The sequence below is a fragment of the Marinicella marina genome, assembly GCF_030065545.1.
Classification (GTDB): Bacteria; Pseudomonadota; Gammaproteobacteria; order Xanthomonadales; family Marinicellaceae; genus Marinicella; species Marinicella marina.
Genome location: NZ_JASJNC010000003.1, coordinates 166,338 through 183,941, shown reverse-complemented (window position 1 = coordinate 183,941; position 17,604 = coordinate 166,338). Strand labels below are relative to the sequence as shown.

The 17,604-nt window shown below is 41.6% G+C and carries 14 protein-coding genes; 9 read left to right on the top strand and 5 right to left on the bottom strand.

Annotated features, from left to right (window positions below):
- Nucleotides 1-11: 11 nt before the first annotated feature.
- Nucleotides 12-1,763 carry a metallophosphoesterase family protein gene (locus QNI24_RS05770; protein ID WP_267175425.1) on the top strand — a complete coding sequence of 584 codons (1,752 nt, stop codon included), beginning with the start codon at nt 12-14 and terminating at the stop codon, nt 1,761-1,763.
- A 56-nt stretch (nt 1,764-1,819) separates the two neighbouring features.
- Here the strand turns inward: QNI24_RS05770 and QNI24_RS05765 are convergent, their stop codons facing one another.
- Both QNI24_RS05765 and QNI24_RS05760 read right to left on the bottom strand, forming a co-directional pair.
- Entirely contained in the window at nt 1,820-3,706 is a 1,887-nt protein-coding gene (locus QNI24_RS05765; RefSeq protein ID WP_283708571.1) for a CRTAC1 family protein, read from the bottom strand.
- A 7-nt stretch (nt 3,707-3,713) separates the two neighbouring features.
- Entirely contained in the window at nt 3,714-4,514 is an 801-nt protein-coding gene (locus tag QNI24_RS05760; protein WP_267175427.1) for an FkbM family methyltransferase, read from the bottom strand.
- Between the two features lie 66 nt (nt 4,515-4,580).
- On the opposite strand from QNI24_RS05760, the gene QNI24_RS05755 reads away from it, so the two are divergent.
- Genes QNI24_RS05755 through nth form a run of 6 tightly spaced genes read left to right on the top strand, consistent with a single transcriptional unit; the run spans nt 4,581 to nt 11,475 of the window.
- On the top strand, nt 4,581-5,540 hold the full coding sequence (locus tag QNI24_RS05755) for a sulfotransferase family 2 domain-containing protein (RefSeq protein WP_267175428.1): 960 nt from the start codon (nt 4,581-4,583) through the stop codon (nt 5,538-5,540).
- 13 nt (nt 5,541-5,553) lie between these two features.
- Entirely contained in the window at nt 5,554-6,969 is a 1,416-nt protein-coding gene (locus tag QNI24_RS05750; protein WP_267175429.1) for a hypothetical protein, read from the top strand.
- Between the two features lie 14 nt (nt 6,970-6,983).
- A complete protein-coding gene (locus QNI24_RS05745; protein ID WP_267175430.1) occupies nt 6,984-8,276 on the top strand; it encodes a glycosyltransferase family 4 protein in 1,293 nt (430 codons plus the stop codon).
- The gene (locus QNI24_RS05740) at nt 8,260-9,588 is read left to right on the top strand and encodes a hypothetical protein (RefSeq protein ID WP_267175431.1); all 1,329 of its coding nucleotides are present in this window, start codon (nt 8,260-8,262) and stop codon (nt 9,586-9,588) included. Before QNI24_RS05745 ends, QNI24_RS05740 begins: the two co-directional genes overlap by 17 nt.
- Nucleotides 9,581-10,825, top strand: a complete 1,245-nt coding sequence (locus tag QNI24_RS05735; RefSeq protein WP_267175432.1) for a sulfotransferase — start codon at nt 9,581-9,583, stop codon at nt 10,823-10,825. Before QNI24_RS05740 ends, QNI24_RS05735 begins: the two co-directional genes overlap by 8 nt.
- Nucleotides 10,822-11,475, top strand: a complete 654-nt coding sequence (nth, locus tag QNI24_RS05730; RefSeq protein ID WP_267175433.1) for an endonuclease III — start codon at nt 10,822-10,824, stop codon at nt 11,473-11,475. The genes QNI24_RS05735 and nth overlap by 4 nt, the downstream gene beginning before the upstream one ends.
- Here the strand turns inward: nth and aroE are convergent.
- Nucleotides 11,462-12,250, bottom strand: a complete 789-nt coding sequence (aroE, locus tag QNI24_RS05725) for a shikimate dehydrogenase (RefSeq protein WP_267175434.1) — start codon at nt 12,248-12,250, stop codon at nt 11,462-11,464. The genes nth and aroE overlap by 14 nt on opposite strands.
- Entirely contained in the window at nt 12,235-13,224 is a 990-nt protein-coding gene (gene hemB, locus QNI24_RS05720; protein ID WP_267175435.1) for a porphobilinogen synthase, read from the bottom strand. Before hemB ends, aroE begins: the two co-directional genes overlap by 16 nt.
- Before the next feature lie 96 nt (nt 13,225-13,320).
- Between hemB and map the strand changes: the two genes are divergently transcribed.
- Both map and glnD read left to right on the top strand, forming a co-directional pair.
- Complete coding sequence (map, locus tag QNI24_RS05715) at nt 13,321-14,091, top strand: type I methionyl aminopeptidase (RefSeq protein ID WP_267175436.1); 771 nt, start codon at nt 13,321-13,323, stop codon at nt 14,089-14,091.
- 3 nt (nt 14,092-14,094) lie between these two features.
- Nucleotides 14,095-16,686, top strand: a complete 2,592-nt coding sequence (glnD, locus tag QNI24_RS05710) for a [protein-PII] uridylyltransferase (protein ID WP_267175437.1) — start codon at nt 14,095-14,097, stop codon at nt 16,684-16,686.
- Nucleotide 16,687: 1 nt separating this feature from the next.
- Here glnD and QNI24_RS05705 read toward each other — a convergent pair whose 3' ends face one another.
- Nucleotides 16,688-17,452 (bottom strand): MipA/OmpV family protein, encoded by a 765-nt coding sequence (locus QNI24_RS05705; RefSeq protein ID WP_267175438.1) that lies wholly within the window; start codon nt 17,450-17,452, stop codon nt 16,688-16,690.
- Nucleotides 17,453-17,604 lie beyond the last annotated feature (152 nt).

The following is a 17,604-nucleotide window of genomic DNA, read 5'->3' as shown; positions in this document are numbered from 1 at the left end:
GAGATCTACTGATGCATAAAAATATTATTTTTACTGCCTTGCTGATTTTATTGGGCCTTCTGGCCATATTTGCTGTCTCTGCGAAATTGCCAGAAAATCAAAAGCAAAAACAATTCAGGTTTTTTATCAATGCTGATCCGCAAATGGGTGAGGCTGAAACAAAAATTAAAGCACTGAAAAAACTCAATCAGTTGCTCTACAATTTTGTCGATGAAGTGAACCAAGAACATGCCAAAGAAGAAGTTGATTTTGTGGTATACAACGGTGATTTGGTCTATAAAGTCAAGCCACAAGCTTTCAATAATTTCTCACGCTTGGTCAGAAAACAAAAACCTCCTGTCGTGCTGGTGCATGGTAACCATGATGGCACAACCTATGACGATAATTTCATCAGAATACAACAAGAGTTGTCTGGGTATCAAGAGCTCAACTATTCTTTTGCCTACGGTGATTGGCAGTTTATTGTTATAGCTGCTCAAGAAAAGTATGAGAGTCCTGCCGCAAGAAAAAAGCAATTGGAATGGTTGAAATCTGAACTGGCAAAATACAAAACTAAAAATGTCATGTTATTCATGCATTACCACATCATGCCAGTCGGACTCAGTCAGATGGAATACTATTCGTACTGGCCAGATTCTTTTAAACACCAAATTCTCAATGCGATAACGGAACATGGTAATGTGAAATATGTTTTTTCTGGACATGTTCACAGCGGTGTCAAAGCTTCGGTGAAAAGTTCTGTAGCCTACAAAGGCACTCAATTTATCGTCAGCCCCACCCCTGTTATGGCCAGACCGTTTGGTGAGGAATATGCCAATTATGAAAAAGACCCAAGCATACCATTTTTCAGGCGAGGCTTTTATCTTGAAGTCAAAGTATCAGGATCAGAAGTTGAATTGATTGGACACAAAATTGGACATGATTTCGAAGTCAAATACCCCAAAAGTTTTCAATCATTTGATGCCCAAGCAGATTTGCGATTTTTCCGAAAAGAAGGTTTGATAAAACCAGCTGAAATGTCCAGTTTGGCATTGCAAGAGGGCAATCCCACTTGGATGAAAAGTTATCGCTACAACAAAGACCCAGAAAGCAGTTACATCAATGTTTTTAAAGAGGGAAAAAATCATCTGACATTAAACTCACCATGGGGTGCGTGGACATTTGATGAGTACCACGAGTCATATGCATCGGTTCCTTTCGAAACAAAAAAAGACCAAGCCTTGGAATACGTAATAAAAACACCAGAATTTGATAAAAGAGGCGGCGGTGGGTTTATCAGGGCATTCGTTTACGCTCAGAATGGCAAAGCCAGCAAGCAGATAATCCTCTACTGGGGTGCGCAATTTGAAAGAATGAAATTCACTTATCAATCTCTTTTTTATCATGCCGAAGGAAGTCGAATCAATCCAAACTACATCGATAAAAAGATTCAGTCAGGTCAGCTGTTTTTGCAAGAAATCAAGTTTGACCCGACGATTGAAGAACACCATTTGAAATTGAATTTAAGTGCCATTATCAGAAAGTTAAATGAATCTAAAAGCAAAACAAAGTCGAAGTCTACCGCAAAATTCAGTCACATGATTATTGGGCATGGTGTTTGGTCAAGAGTGACTAAAAAAGGTGCGGCGATATCGAGTGAATTGACTGTTAATGAAGTAACAACAAAAGGCATTGACCGCAGCGAGATAACTGTTATGTTGAATGATTCAGACCTCAGTGGTAACAAGAACAACCTAAGTAATCCCTTTTATAAATACCAATAACTGGCAACGAAACAAGCTCAGATCCGTGCTTGATAGAATCATCAAAAGCAGATAAGTTAAGGGTTTTCGTATTTGATTTTCAGCAATTGTTGCGCATTGACTTGGCTTATTTTCTGAACCTTTCCATCAGGCCAAATGACTTCTATGTCAGCGATTTTTGCTTGCCCTAAGCCGAAGTATTGGCGGTAATGTCCTTGGCTGTGAAATGAGTCCTCGGTTCCCATGACTTGGCGTGTTTGAGAATGATTGGGGGTCGTTACCTTGATTTTTGCCCCTATGCCATCGCGATTGAATGGCGGGCCAATTAAATCAACATACAACCATAAGTTTATGTTGGGTAAGTTGCTAAAAAGTTTGAGGTGATCCCACTTTTTCATTTCTTTGAAACTATAATTTAACAGCTGGGTCTTTTTTTTGTTGGCTTTGGTTGGGTAGGATTGAGCTGCCAAGACATCCCAGTTACCATTGTTTTCGTTGTCAAACCAAATCAAGTTGTTGAAATGGTATTTCCTGTCTATAAAAAGGTCTTTGTGTGCTTCAGACAGTTTGAATTTTGAGTTGCCCTGATTCAGAAAAATGCCTTGTTGGAAGCTGATAATATCTAACAGGCCATCAAAGTTGACATCATTGATACTGACATGCCCTTTGATTGACTCTGGCAGTGCCAATTGACTGAGTTTAACGGGTGAGATTTTGAAACTTTGTGCTACATCATATATAAATAAGTGATCAGCTGTGGTCACTAAAATGCTCAACAGGCCATCATTGTTTAAGTCTGCCACTTTGATTGAAACAGTGACAGAATTAAGCTTGTTGCCAAGAATGGCACCTTTGTATTTTAATTTAAATTTGCCCGATGAATTTTTTAAATCTCTGGCGTATACATGTAATCGATTTCTATTTATGGTGATGAAATCAAGCAGGCCATCTTGGTTATAGTCAAACCATTTGAATTCATCAGACTGTCTGAAATTGAGCTCAAATTTCTCAGCAGATTCAATGAACTGACCGCTGCCAACATCTTGTTGGATGTGCAATTTATTTGGACTGTTTAGACAGCCTTGATATAAATCCAAATCACCGTCGTTTTCAAAATCAAGCCACATTGATTTATAAGTTCTGCATTTAATGCCACTGATCTTAATCACGTCATTGGCGTCGGTGTATTTTTGGCTGGACCTATCAAAACTGTACACCTGTTCCGATATGATTTGCGCGGGATGAAATTCTTTTATTCTGGCTCGCAGCCCACCGGTGGCCATGAACACGTCTGTGAGGTTGTCTTGATTGACTTTTGCCCATGCTGAGGAATGGTTGTCTTGGGTGTTAAAGGTGAATGAACTGTTTTGAGGATTGGTTCCAGCATGCCCTACATAGATTTGATCGCTGGGTAGTGAGACTTTGTACTGAAAAACCAAATCAGGGAATAAAGGTTTCAAAACAATGATGCCTTGAGGTTTCAAGTTGAATTTGATTTTCAGGAATTCAGCAGAGTCCTTTTTGAATGGCTGCACCTCAACCTCACCGTTCATGGTGTGAACAACCTTAACTGAATCAGTCACAACCCTTGGGGTGGCAACCACAATTTCTCCAGCAGTCTCTTTGCTGCACTTGTTGCAATATAACAATAAATGGTTTCTATCAGGTGAAAATATATTTAAGCCTTGTTGCAGACTGGTGGGCGACCGTCCAACAGGTTCATACAGGGGCAGATCTCTGGTTTGTGATAAGCCTATAGCCTTTTTTAGGCTAAAACCTGAGGAATCATATAGTAAATAACTTTCAGCAAAATTATGATTGATGGTGTAAATATCATATTTGTCATCATCGTTAATCAGTGCCAGGCCTGCATCAAACATGTCAACTTGAGATAACAGCTCAAGGTCTTTTGCATGGGTAGTCAGAGTGAGACTCATACAAAAGACAAACAAGAAAACTTTCATGCTTCAATCACAGTTTAAGCAGCAAATTACCATGATGAATGTTTCTTAAGTCCGCTGGTTCTAGTAACCTCATAGAACCGATTTTTGTAACATGATGAATTTCTTTGGAGATGGTATCTATCAATTTGATGGCCTCATCAAGAGGGAAACCTCGTGCTGCCATAAATCGTGGTGACCACTCCAGAATAACCGTTGAGCCAGGGTTTTCTTGCATGATTGTTTTTGCACCATCTAGCACGAAAGGATCTGAGCCTTCTGTGTCTATTTTCATTAAATCAAATTTTCGATCTTCGCCTTTCAGGAAATCATCTAATTTAACGGCTTCTACATGAGCGGTGTTTTGTTCCAGGTTTTGATTGCTGCTGTTAACAATTCGGCCACCGCCATGGCCAGCAGAGTCCCAAGTAAATTCAAATGATTTGTTCTCATTGAAGACAGCCAGATTGTGCGTGACTGATCTTTTTCTGAAGGCGTTGGCAAATACAGATGAAGTCATCATTTGATATATATTTGGATTGGCTTCAAAGCCAATGACTTGCCCTGTGTGACCTGCTAACTTACAGCCCAGCAAGGTAAAATAGCCTAAATTGGTGCCTACATCAATCATCTTGCCGCCTGATGAAAGGTTTTCTTCTATCGCCCAGGCCACAGCAGGCTCATAACAGCCATGGCTGATGATTCTCATGTGTTGAATGTTTCTGGTGTCAATCAGTAACCTGCATCCGTAATAGGTCATTGCCAGCGCTTTGTTGTCTCCCAGATAAGCGTAGTCTACTTGATTTCGCTGATAGTCTTCGATTGATCTCATGCTTTTATTACTACAAAATTTTAGCATCATAACATATACTACTCCCCTTTAAAATAAAGTAAAAATGTGAACCTGAATAAACAATATACTTTAAAAAATAAATTAAATTCTTGGTATAAGCTTTCTATTGCTGAACGCAATGAGCTTAACAATAAAGTCATTGATGAAAAGATGCTGAAGTGGCGCAGAATGGTGAGGCGAGCCACAAAAAAGCCTTTGCCAGGTTTGGCTGGTTTCCATGTTGTTTTTTTTCATATTCCAAAAACTGGTGGCACCACATTAGATTACATCACGGCAAAAAACTATCGCATTGATTATGTTTACCAAGTCAATGGCCCTGCTTTTGATCGCCATGTGGCGGGTATGTTTAAAGATGGGAAAATGTTCAGAACCATCATGGGACATTACGAGTTGAATGACTACTATCACCAGTTATTTGATCGCAAATTTGCCGCTCAATTCACTATGCTGCGGGAACCTGTCTCTCGCGTCATATCATATTATGATTACTTGCGTTCCAGTGAAAATCACCCGAAATACCCTTTAGCTAAGGACATGAGTTTGGAGGATTTTATTGAACACCCGCAAATTGATGAGATGCCTAACGCCCAAACCCATCGAATTATGGGTTTGTTGAAACGCAATGAATGGAAAAAAGACAAAAGGTCTTCAGCTCAATTGTTGGAGGATGTGAAACACCAACTTGAGCACAGATTCAGTTTGTTTGGTTTGACCGAAATGTATGACGAATTCTTGGTCATGGCACAACGCACATTGGGTTGGCGAGATATTTTTTATCGCAGAATGAACGCTTCAAAAGTAAAATCTGATAAAACCAAGATTGCGGCATCAACCATCAGTCGAATCAAAGAGATCAATGCGATCGATATGGAACTGTATGCTTTTGCAAAAGAACTTTTTGTTAAAAGGATGGGCGAAATTGGTATCACCGATGAAATGGTGTCTCAATACAGAGCCAGTAACAAAGCTTATACTGAGTTATTGAACTGGCACACCAAAGGCTAAAGGCAAACCCAAATTGTCAAATAATAACTCTTTAAGCAAACAATTGAAGCACTATTTAACGGTGTTCAGGTGGATGATTAGGGCCTATTATTCTGAAGAAAAAAAGGCTTTTTGGTTGATTCAAATCATGATGGGGTTGTCAGTGGCCTTGGGTCTGGTTTGGATACTGGGTTTAATTGCTGGATTGAATAATTTGAATGATTCTGAATACTTAAATCAGTTCAATTCAGACACGCTGATTACTTTTTTCTCCCAACCCTTCTTACTTTGGTTAAGTCAAATCAGTTTAGCTGGTATGTTTGGTGTGTTCATGATGTATGAGTCTTACCAAGTTGGTATGCGATCAATCATCAGGTTCCAAGTGAATGTGCTGCAAAAAGTGTTAGCAGCAATTAACCAAAAAGATGAAGTTGATTGGTTGGCAGCAGTTGCCGATGAACCGCGGAAAAAAACCCATCGCATCATCAAAACCAGTATACAACTGACTGGTTTGGTTGTCAGGCGTTTGGTCAGGATGATGGTGCCCTTGATCACCTTTTTGGTGGCATTTATGGCGCTGATGAAACTCGATGCTGTGTTGTTGTTGTATTTGATTCCCTTGGCATTTTTGTATCTGGTCTTGTTGTATTTCATCAATCGTAATGCGGCAAGAAACCAAGTTAAGCTGATTGCTGTTGCTGAGAAAACAAACAAAAAAATGACCGTTGTGATTGACGATATGTTGTTTCAAAATAATCGATTTAGTGGTGAAACAATTAAAGCGGTTGAGGCCACTGATTACAGCTATTTTTCACTGTTAAAGTACCGACGTCGTTTGGCTGAAATTCATGTGGTTTGGGTCAACAACTTGTTTTTGATTTTAGGCAGTGCGCTCATCATTATTGCTTACAGTTCGTTTGGACAAAGCGGAGCAATTGATTGGTTTCATCTCATATTGTTCTTGGTTGCATTGCGGTATGCTGGTAATGGTTTGCAACAAATGTCATCTGCCACAGTTGCATTCAGTCGATTTCTGCCAGAAACAGAACTGGTGTTTCAGATACTGAATCCTCAACCCAATGACAAGCAAGTATGCAAATTTGGTGATGGTTTAATTTTTTATTTTAATGGCAGTATTGAAGCCTCACCAATGATTCCTCAGTTGTTGAAATTGAATCATGGTGTTGAAAAATGTCACCAAATCGATGGCCAAATTGCACAACTGATTGCCAGCCAGAGTCATGATAGGTTGTGGTTTTATTCCAACAGACCATTGCAGTTTAAGCAGTCCGTAGTTCAGTTTAAAGCGCAAATATCTCAAGTTTTGTTGTATGAAAATGGCGAAATAAAATGCTACGATGAAGTGGATGTTTTTCTCGATGAATTTATGCCAAAACAATATCAGAAGCTGAAATCAGCCCCAGATATTGATGAGGATGATTTATTTTAATGTGTGGTAGTGAAATGGACAAAAATCTTAAAATATTAGTGGATGGCTTTAATTTGGGGCTGAAAAAAGGTTCAGGTATTAAAACTTATGGCATGACGCTGTTGGATGCTTATGAGTTATTGGGACATGACGTTGGGGTGCTTCTGGACAACCAATATGTCTCAGGTAAAGATGCATTGATTGATGAGGTGACCTTATTCGACCAAGAGGAAGTGAGGCCTCAATCTATGTTTAACTACCAATGGTTACGCAACCTCAAAGCCATCAGCTATTTGTTCAGAAAGCGCAAAGGCAACTTAGTGGTGCCCAAAATCACGGAGCCTGATCCGGAGAACTACCTGTCTCATGTCGGTGGCGTTAAATACAATTACATTGAAAACATTGGTGATGTTTTTCACATTGCAAACAGGTTATTTGCGGCCACCAAAAAAATAACCAACATCAAGCCGAAGAACAACATCGATGTATTTCATCTGACTACACCATGGCCATTGAAAGTGCACGGCGCGAAAACAGTAGTAACCATCCATGACTTGATACCATTGAAAGTACCGTTCACTACGCTCGACCTCAAAGAGCATTTTTATCAATTATTTAAGTGGGCAGCAGAGTCATCTGATTTGATTTTATCAGTTTCAGAACACACCAAAAAAGACATCATGGAGATCTATGGCGTGCCTGAGGAAAAAATAAAAGTCACTTATCAGTCTTTCAAAGGTGCAGACATTGAGGTCAACCAGAATGATGCAGCAGTTTATTTAGAGTCGAAAAAATTAACGGCACAGAAATACATCTTGTTTGTTGGTAACATTGAACCCAAAAAGAATATCAAGCAACTAATCAGAGCATTTGCCTACATCAAAAAAGGCTATAAATTAGCCATTGTCGGTCACAAAGCCTGGATGTCAGACTCACAACTGGTGGGTTTGAAAAGTTACCTGAAGAAAAAAGAGTACGTGATGTTGGATTATGTCACTGAAGAAGAGCTAGCGATGCTTTATTCCAATGCCTTCTGCATGGTATTCCCATCGCTGTATGAAGGTTTTGGTTTGCCCGTTTTAGAGGCCATGCAGAACAATTGTCCAGTCATTTGCTCCAATGTGTCCTCCCTGCCTGAGGTGGGTGGTGATGCTGCTTTGTATGTCGACCCTTATAAATTCACCGACATCAGGGAACAACTGGATAAATTAATTGAGAACCCTGATTTGCGCTTGGAGATGATTAAAAAAGGCCAACAGCGGGTAGAGTTTTTCAGCCCTGAAAATTATGCCAAACGGCTGCAAGAAGCATATGAAGGCTTGGTTTAGTCACTGGTTTTCACAGCTCAAGCGACACAAAGGCACTCCTGTTACTTATTTTACTCATGTGCCAAAAACGGCAGGCACCAGTTTCATTGTTTTATTAGACCGTTTTTTTCACCACCAGAGCATCTTTCCTTATCAGCTGTGGCGAGAAGTCAAAGCCATAACACCAACTTATAATCACAGGTTTGACTTGTATCGAGGGCATTTTGGTGGTGGTGGCGTTAAAGTATTAACTGATAGGCCAATCGAATACTTGACCATTTTAAGAGATCCTGTTGAGTTGGCGCGTTCGACTTATCAGTATGTTTTGCGGGAAAAAAACACCAAAGTTCATCAGTGGGTGGTCAACAATGAGATGACCTTTGCTGAGTTTCTTGATCATCCGCAAACCAAACCATTGGTCGAAAATAGAATGATCCGAAACATATCATTTGATTTTACAGAGGATCCAGCAGCCCAAGAGGTTTTTTTAGCCACTGAAACCATTGATTACCTGGCATCTGTGATGCAGCAATCTGAATCAGATTTAACAGATGATGCACGTTTGTTGCGGGCACAAGAATTCATCAAAAATTGTCTTTGGTTTGGTATCCAGGAGAAATTTGATCAGTCAATGCAATTGCTGTGTTTTGTCAAAAAATGGCCTCCTGTAGGCCCTTCACAAAAGCTCAATACAGTGGCTGAGAAAACCCCATTAACAGATGCCGAAAAAAACTGCCTAAAGCAAGTGAACCAACATGACACAAAGCTTTATGAATTTGCTGAAGTGCGATTCAATGATCAATACGAACAGATGTGCAAACAACTTGAATCCCTGCGCACTGCAACCGAACAAAGCACTGATGAATTGTTAGATTTAGCGTATCAGCGGCATTTCGATGGCGAATTACAAACCTCAATTGAATATGATTTTGCAGGTATCTTACTGGGCAGCCAATGGCATCGACGTGAACTGATGCAGCCAGAGGCAGCATTTTTTCGTTGGACCGGCCCTGGCCGCAGTGCAAGCATTGATTTTTGGTTGGTTAGCCAAAATTACAACGTCACGATCCGTATCATCAATGCCATCAGTGTTGATGCACTGGAACAGTTAACAATTAAATTGAACGGTTTATCTGTCCAATGGCAAACTCAAGACACAGGAGTGGTGAGGGTCTTGGCATTTCGATGTGATGCTGACTTAATTAAAAATAATGGTCTGGTTCGGCTTGAGTTTGAACTACCAACAGTAGCAAGCCATGCAGAAGCTTTCGGTTCTGATGACATGCGCTTGGTTGGGTTGGCAGTTGATTGGATTAAGTTTGCTCATGACTGAGTATAAAAATCCCATTTTTATTACCGGCAGGTTCCGATCTGGGACTTCTTTTCTGTGGCAATTATTCGATCAGTTGGATGGGTTTTGTGCTTGGTATGAACCCTTACACCCGCAACTAACTGCCGCAGTTAAACATGTTCGACCAAAGACAAGTCATGTAGGCATTGAGGATTATTGGTCTACTTATCGCCAGCACCCTAATTATGAAAAATACCACAGCAGTCGGTTTGCCACAGAACAACTTTATTTGGAGTCAGGGCAAAGATACAGGGAGTTGAAGAATTACATCAACCATTTAATTGAGTTGTCATCACCTCAAGTTCCGGTGTTGCAGTTTAATCGTATGGATTTCAGGTTGGCTTGGTTAAAAGCTGAATTTCCCGATGCCACCATCATCCACATTGACCGAAACTCCTTGCATGCATACTTATCACAGCGCAAGCACATTGCAGCAGATCATCGGCATGATGCAGATTACTGGGATGCCTATGAGTTGGTTCAATGGTGTTATGCATTACAGGGTGAGTTGCCCTTTTTGCTGAAAGCGCCTTTTGATGGTCATGCATTTTGTCGATTTTATGCCTTGGATCAACTGTCGCGATTAATGGCCAAGGCCCACGCTGACATCAACATCAATCTTGATTCCGATGTATTTTACAGTGATGACTTTGTGGCAAAAATTGCTGGTGTTGTCGCTCTGCGAAGTTCGCAAAAAGATGCCATGAAGAAAATGGTGCATATTCCACAATTACCTGATTTCGAGGATGAAAACTTCAAAGATTTGGTTGTTATGATGACTGAAGTGGATTTGATTTTATCCGCTGCAGGACTGCTGTCTGGTTTTGGTCTCAAAACGATGAAGTCAATTCGGTTTCAGAACCGTGAATTTTGGCGGTGCCTTGAACCAGCAAACGAAGTGCCGGCAAAGTTACAACAGATGGCACAACAGATACAACAGGAGGTGGCGCGAATTACTGCAGAAAATCAGGAAATGTCAAAGCAGTTAAATCCAGATCAACCAACAAGCCAGCCAAAAAATCTGTCGGATAACCCTGATTCAAGCTGCTCTTTTTCATTTGATCAGTTGGCACAAAATGAACAGCAAACCATCAATGATTTATTGCTTTGTATCAATGAACTGAATACAAATATGACTGAAATATTAACGTTTAACCACCAATTGAGAGAACAGGTTGCGCAAATTACAACCAAAGAATCTGATCAGGAACCACAATGAACAAAGACAAAAGAACAGAAATTTTCAGTCGTTGGCGAGCGATCAACCCCAAACCAACCACTGAGTTAGAATACTCGACACCATTTGAGCTGCTGGTGGCAGTGGCCCTATCGGCCCAATCAACTGATGTCGGCGTGAACAAAGCAACTTGTAAACTATTTCCAGTCGCCAATACCCCTGAGGCCATTTTAGCCCTTGGCGAAGACGGGCTGAAAGAGTACATAAAGACCATCGGTTTATTTAATTCCAAAGCTAAGCACATCATCCAAACATGTCAAATTTTAATCGAAAAATTTGACTCAGTTGTACCTGACAATCGGGCTGATCTGGAGTCCTTGCCAGGGGTGGGACGAAAAACCGCCAATGTCATTTTGAACACCGCTTTTGGCCAACCCGCAATGGCGGTTGATACCCATATTTACCGAGTTTCTAATCGCACCAAAATCGCCCCAGGTAAAAACGTGTTAGAGGTTGAAAAGCGCTTGATGCGCTTGATTCCTGATGAATTTTTGCTTGATGCCCACCATTGGTTGATTTTGCATGGTCGTTATGTGTGCAAAGCACGTAAACCATTGTGTGGCGAATGTGTGATTGTTGATTTATGCGAGTTCAATAAAAAGGTTTTGCCAGTTGATGCTAAGTCAAAGTGATTTCAGGCTTTTTAGCAAACCAGATGTTAAATGCCAGCGCTGCTTGTCCATACAGCATGCCCAGACCATCATAAACGACACATGCCCCAGTTTCTTGTGCAGCAAATAAAAAAGGTTGAGCAGCGGCTCCATAGCTCAAGTCATATGCCATGCTGTTTTGATCAAACCAGCTTGGATCCAAATCTGGGCATAAACCTTGATGGCCCATGGATGTGGCGTGGATAATCAAGTCAAAAGGCGCGTCAGTTGCAACTTCAAAATTTGAACAACGGTCGAATTGTGCTGCCAGTTTTTCGGCTTTTTGTTGATTGCGGTTGATTATTTGAATCTCATCAACTCCCTGTTCTAACAGGCTTGGAATGATGCCTTGAGTCGCTCCACCAGCCCCAATGATAAGAACCCTGGCACCTTGGAGCAGCATGCCTTTGGTTTTCAAGTCCATGATGAGGCCATCACCATCGGTGTTATCACCCCATAATTGACCCTCACGCCAAAATACGGTGTTAACTGCTTGTGCCAAGTGGGCTTTCTCAGTGTAATGGTCGAGCAATGGCATGATGTTGGTTTTGTGCGGGACTGTGATGTTACAACCTTGAGCCTGCGATATCCATAATGCAAAAGCTTCAGGTAACTCAGCTGCTGTGACATCCATCAATTCATAGTCCAATTCAATCCCAAATTGGGCAGCAAAACCTTGGTGGATTTTGGGTGACTGGCTGTGTTTAACCGGATGACCAAACAGGCCCAGACGGTGGGTCCTTATTGACTCAGCCATGCAGTCACACGATCGGCATAGTAAGTCAAGATGGCATCGGTGCCAGCCCGTTTAAAGCACAACAAGGCTTCCATGATGGCTTTTTGTTCATCCAGGTAGCCGTTGTCTATGGCACTCTGAATCATGGCATACTCACCTGAAACTTGATAGGCACAGATGGGCACATTGAAATGATCTTTGGCCGTTTTGATGATATCTAAATAAGGCATACCTGGTTTAATCATCACCATATCAGCCCCTTCATCAATATCCATGGCAATTTCATCAATGGCCTCCAGCGCATTGGCTGGATTCATTTGGTAAGTGTCTTTAGCGCTTTTGCCTAAATTAGCAGCGGAACCAACGGCATCACGAAAAGGGCCATAGAATACCGAGGCGTATTTTGCCGCATAGGAAAGAATCAAGGTGTTGTGGTGCTTTTTATCTTCCAGTGCTGCGCGTATGGCGCTGACTCGGCCATCCATCATGTCTGAGGGGGCCACCACATCCGCACCTGCTTTGGCGTGTGATAAGGCTTGCATCACCAAGGCTTTGATGGTCACATCATTGAGAATGTCACCTTTTTCATTGATGATGCCGTCTTGACCGTGTGACGTATAAGGGTCCAATGCCACATCTGTGATTACTGCTAATTCAGGCAAGGTTGATTTGATGGTTTTAATTGCTTTTTGAACCAAGCCTTCTTGGTTCCAAGCTTCAGCGGCATCATCGGTTTTATATTGCTCATTTATGACTGGGAATAAAGCGATGGCATTCAGACCTTTTTGATGCAGCGGAACCAAGCGTTCCAATAACACATCAACGCTGACTCGCTCAACGCCGGGCATTGATTCGATGGTTTCAGTGCGGTTAAAGCCATCAAGGATAAACACTGGCCAAATCAAGTCATTGACATCAATGGTATGTTCTTGTGCCAGGTTGCGAATGCTTTGCGAAACACGCAAGCGCCGCTTTCGAGTAAATGGGTATTGCATTTAAGAATTCATAACAATAAGTAGAATAGGTGATAGTTTAGAGAAAATAAGCTAAAATTTCATCCCATTACTCACATTCTATGTATAAACAAAATTATGGCCGTAGTTATCAAAACACCGGAACAAATCGAAAAAATGCGCGCAGCAGGACAAAATGCGGCTGAGGTGCTGGATTTGATTGGTGATCACGTCAAACCCGGCGTGTCTACCTTAGAGTTGGATGAAATTTGTCATCACCACATTGTGGAAGTGCAAAAGTGTATTCCTGCGCCACTTAATTACCGAGGATTTCCTAAATCGATTTGTACTTCAGTCAATCAAGTGATTTGTCATGGTATCCCAGATGAAAAGAAGATTCTTAAAGACGGTGACATCATAAACATCGATGTCACTGTCATTAAAGACGGCTGGCACGGCGATACCTCGCGCATGTACTATGTCGGTGAGCCAAAACAGCGTGCTAAGAAGCTGGTGGATGTGACTTATCAAGCGATGAAAACCGGTATCCAAATGGTCAAACCCGGCGTTCGCTTGGGTGATATAGGCGCAGCCATACAAGCATTGGCCTACAAAAACCGCTTTTCGGTGGTTTATGAGTACTGTGGTCATGGTATTGGTCAAACATTTCATGAGGACCCACAGGTTTTACATTATGGTCGAGCAGGCACTGGATTGGTGTTAGAAGAGGGCATGACCTTCACCATTGAACCGATGATTAACATCGGTAAACGGCACAGTAAATTATTAGGCGATGGCTGGACCGTGGTGACCAAAGACCGCAGTTTGTCGGCACAATTTGAACACACCATCGCTGTGACAAAAGATGGTTTCGACGTGTTGACCGAATCACCCAATTTCCCGCTGTAATCAATGGCTTTATTGGCGCCACCAGACCATGCCGATGACTATTTAGATTTAACTGATCTGGCAGCGGTTAAAACCCAAAGCATTGCGGCCTCAAAAAAACTACTGCAAGCGGCAGATGCCAAAATAAACACGGCCTTCTACGAGTGGCAAAACATCTCTCGGCTGGTTAAGACTAGGGCTTGGGTAGTTGAACAATTCATTTTGGCTTTGTGGCTCAAACACCAATTGGATGAACACCATTTGGCACTGGTTGCGGTAGGTGGTTTTGGCCGAGGTGACCTACAGCCTCATTCAGATGTTGATTTACTGGTGCTATACCACCAAACCATGCCGGAGGATAAACTCAGCGAGTTCATTCAAGACCTGTGGGATTTGGGATTGGATATTGGGCATGCGGTAAGAACGGTTGATGAATCGGTACAATTGGCTGAGCAAGACCTTTCAGTGGTAACCAACCTGATGGAAGGGCGTTTTTTACAAGGCGAGCATCAGGTCTACAATGCCATGTTTGACCGCATCAATGATCGCTACATGTGGTCAGGAAAGGACTTTTTTCAAGCCAAATTCCAAGAGCAGAAAAATCGCCATAAGAAATGGGGCGACACAGCTTACAATCTGGAGCCCAACATCAAAGAAGGACAGGGTGGTTTGCGTGATATCCAAATGGTGACTTGGGTGGCACAAAGGCATTTTCATGTGTCTTCCATGCATGGTTTGGTTGACGTTGGATTTTTATTGCCTGAGGAATACATCCAATTACAAAAAGGCCGCAGAAAATTATGGAAAATTCGCTATGCCTTACACTTATTGGCTGGCAGAAAGGAGGATCGCTTGTTGTTTGGTCATCAAAAAGCACTGGCCAAAACATTTGGTTTTGAAGACGATGAAAAATCTTTGGCGGTGGAAAAGTTCATGCAATCATACTACCGCAATGCGATGCGACTGGAACAGTTGAATATGAGTTTGTTGCAGTTGTTTGAAGAGAACATCCTGCAAACCCAAACTGAACAACTGATGACAGAGATAAGCAGTGAATTCTGCATCATCAACCAGTATTTAGATGTCACAGACAATGAAATATTTGTTAAACGCCCGGGTGCTATTTTTGATGTCTTTCATCATTACCAACAAAACCCCCAAGTACACGGAATTCGTGCCAACACCTTGCGTTTAATCAGTCAACATACGTACCTTATTGACGATGAATTCAAGCGAGATGAGTCCAACAAAATTCGTTTTCTCAATATTTTCAAACACCGTAACTTGGTTTTCAGACAATTGGAGTTAATGAACGCACTGGGTGTGTTGGCGGCTTATTTACCTGTTTTTGAGCGGATAGTAGGACGCATGCAATTTGATTTATTTCATATGTACACCGTCGACCAACACACATTATTTGTGTTGCGAAACATCCGACAAATATTTTTATCTGATAAAAAACACCCTTTTGCCCATAATGTCGCAACAAGGATTAAGCGGCCCTATGTTTTGAATTTGGCTGGTTTCTTTCATGACATTGGTAAAGGGCGGGGTGGTGACCATGCCATAGAAGGTGCTAATGAAGCTGAATTGTTCAGTCAATCATTTGCTTTGCCAGAGGATGATGCAGCATTATTGGTTTGGTTGGTTAAGTACCACTTAATCATGTCTGTGGTGGCCCAAAAACAAGACATCAGTGATGCTCAAGTGATAGAGCAGTTTGCTGATTTGGTCGGAACACAAAGCTGTTTGGATCACCTTTATATTCTGACAGTGGCTGATATATCAGGCACTGATCCAAAATTGTGGAACTCCTATAAAGACGGTTTACTGCAAGAGTTGTACCAAAGGACGAGTCAATTCCTGCAACAAAAAGACCATGAGCTCACCGAACAAACCAAAGACGATGCCATCCAATTATTGGATCAAGCACATCACCAAGTTGTGGTAAATTTGTGGCGCGACTTCCCCAATCGTTTCTTTGACTTCTCAACACCTGAACAAATTGCCAAAGTCAGCCAAGCCATATCTGAGAGTGAATCATCTCACGCCGTTTGTGTCACCGATACTTACCCAGACGGTTTTGAAATCATGCTTTATGGTTTGGATAAACTGGGCCTTTTCAATCAAGTGGTGGAAGTGTTTGCTGAGTTTCAAATAAATGTGGTCAGCGCGCGCATTTACAGTGGTGCTGAACGGTATGTGTTGGATTACTTTCATTGCCTGGCTGACATGGATGCTGTGGATCTTGAACAATTGGTACGGGCGCTGAAACAAGTCCTCGGGCAAGAAAACTCACAACCCAAAAACAGAGCCTTGGTGGTTTCTCGCAAAGAAAAGATCTTCGAAGAGGAGCCACAAATCAGGTTAGCATCTGGGCGGACTGAGGCAGAGACTAGGCTTGATATAAAGTGCAATGATTACGCAGGCTTATTGGTTAATATCACACAATTATTTGTCCAGCTGGGCATCGTTGTACACGCTGCTAAAATTGGCACTTTTGGGCATTATGCCGATGATGTTTTTTGGTTGTCTTACCAAGATAAGGCTTTGAATAACGACCTCAAAGCGCAATTAGAATCGGGCCTGAGGTCAATGTTAGAAGCGGTTGATTGATTCAGAATACTTTGTACAGCAGACCAACAAACAAAGACAATCTTTGGTCATCATCAACAATTGGGCTGTTGCTGATTTCATCACCATAGAATTCGCTCTGAACGTTGCCTACAAATGACCATTTTTCATTAATCTCTCGCAATGCCAAAAAACTTAACTGGATGTTATTTACTGAGCCTGTCTGATAAGCGTCAAATCGTTCGGTTGCATCTGCTGTATTCACACCGTAAAAGTAATTGACCACCTCGGCACTGTGATACTGATAGCTGAGCGATGGCATCAACAACCAATTATTTTTAAAGATCGGTGCAGCATAGCTGAGGCTGGATGAATGACCATCGTGTTTGTTGTTGATTTCATTGTCATGTTTGACAGTGAATAGACCGAACTTGGTTTTGTATTGAGCTGAGACGAAAGCACTGATTGGAAAACTTAAATTTGGTAGGTCTTGCAATAACCTGCTGTCACCGCGATCAATGTCGCCAGCCAAATTGAAACCCATGCCAAAATTAACTTCCCAAGCTTTGTTATCTATCAGATTAAAGCCGATGTCTCCGGCTTGAAAGTAAAAACGCTTGTACTGATAATCTATGGCTGGAAAAAAACGGGTTTGACTATCACCGCCAACATAGACAGATTCACTCCCTACCCCAGCGATACCAATTTGTAACTCATGTTCATCGGCAGCTGAATCAGGTACAGGCTGCGCGTAAGTTGAAAAGCTTATTGAGCAAATAAGACAAATTTTGAAAACGAAATTTTTCATATAATAAAAATTTTAATTGGGTTAACTGCATGACTTGAGGTGCGGATTCACACCACAACATCCAAGCATCTGAGGGATGATGTTAACCACCAATCAGTGAAAATCCTGTGGATGTAATTGCTGCTGTTGCTGGTTTTTCGATTTGGTGGGAT

Bases quoted from the DNA above. Each gene is read 5' to 3' on its own strand.
- QNI24_RS05735 (WP_267175432.1), top strand. From the start codon at position 9,581: ATGACTGAGTATAAAAATCCCATTTTTATTACCGGCAGGTTCCGATCT.
- QNI24_RS05770 (WP_267175425.1), top strand. From the start codon at position 12: ATGCATAAAAATATTATTTTTACTGCCTTGCTGATTTTATTGGGCCTT.
- QNI24_RS05760 (WP_267175427.1), bottom strand. From the start codon at position 4,514: ATGAGATCAATCGAAGACTATCAGCGAAATCAAGTAGACTACGCTTAT.
- hemB (WP_267175435.1), bottom strand. From the start codon at position 13,224: ATGCAATACCCATTTACTCGAAAGCGGCGCTTGCGTGTTTCGCAAAGC.
- glnD (WP_267175437.1), top strand. From the start codon at position 14,095: ATGGCTTTATTGGCGCCACCAGACCATGCCGATGACTATTTAGATTTA.
- QNI24_RS05705 (WP_267175438.1), bottom strand. From the start codon at position 17,452: ATGAAAAATTTCGTTTTCAAAATTTGTCTTATTTGCTCAATAAGCTTT.
- QNI24_RS05745 (WP_267175430.1), top strand. From the start codon at position 6,984: ATGGACAAAAATCTTAAAATATTAGTGGATGGCTTTAATTTGGGGCTG.
- aroE (WP_267175434.1), bottom strand. From the start codon at position 12,250: ATGGCTGAGTCAATAAGGACCCACCGTCTGGGCCTGTTTGGTCATCCG.
- nth (WP_267175433.1), top strand. From the start codon at position 10,822: ATGAACAAAGACAAAAGAACAGAAATTTTCAGTCGTTGGCGAGCGATC.
- QNI24_RS05765 (WP_283708571.1), bottom strand. From the start codon at position 3,706: ATGAAAGTTTTCTTGTTTGTCTTTTGTATGAGTCTCACTCTGACTACC.
- QNI24_RS05740 (WP_267175431.1), top strand. From the start codon at position 8,260: ATGAAGGCTTGGTTTAGTCACTGGTTTTCACAGCTCAAGCGACACAAA.
- map (WP_267175436.1), top strand. From the start codon at position 13,321: ATGGCCGTAGTTATCAAAACACCGGAACAAATCGAAAAAATGCGCGCA.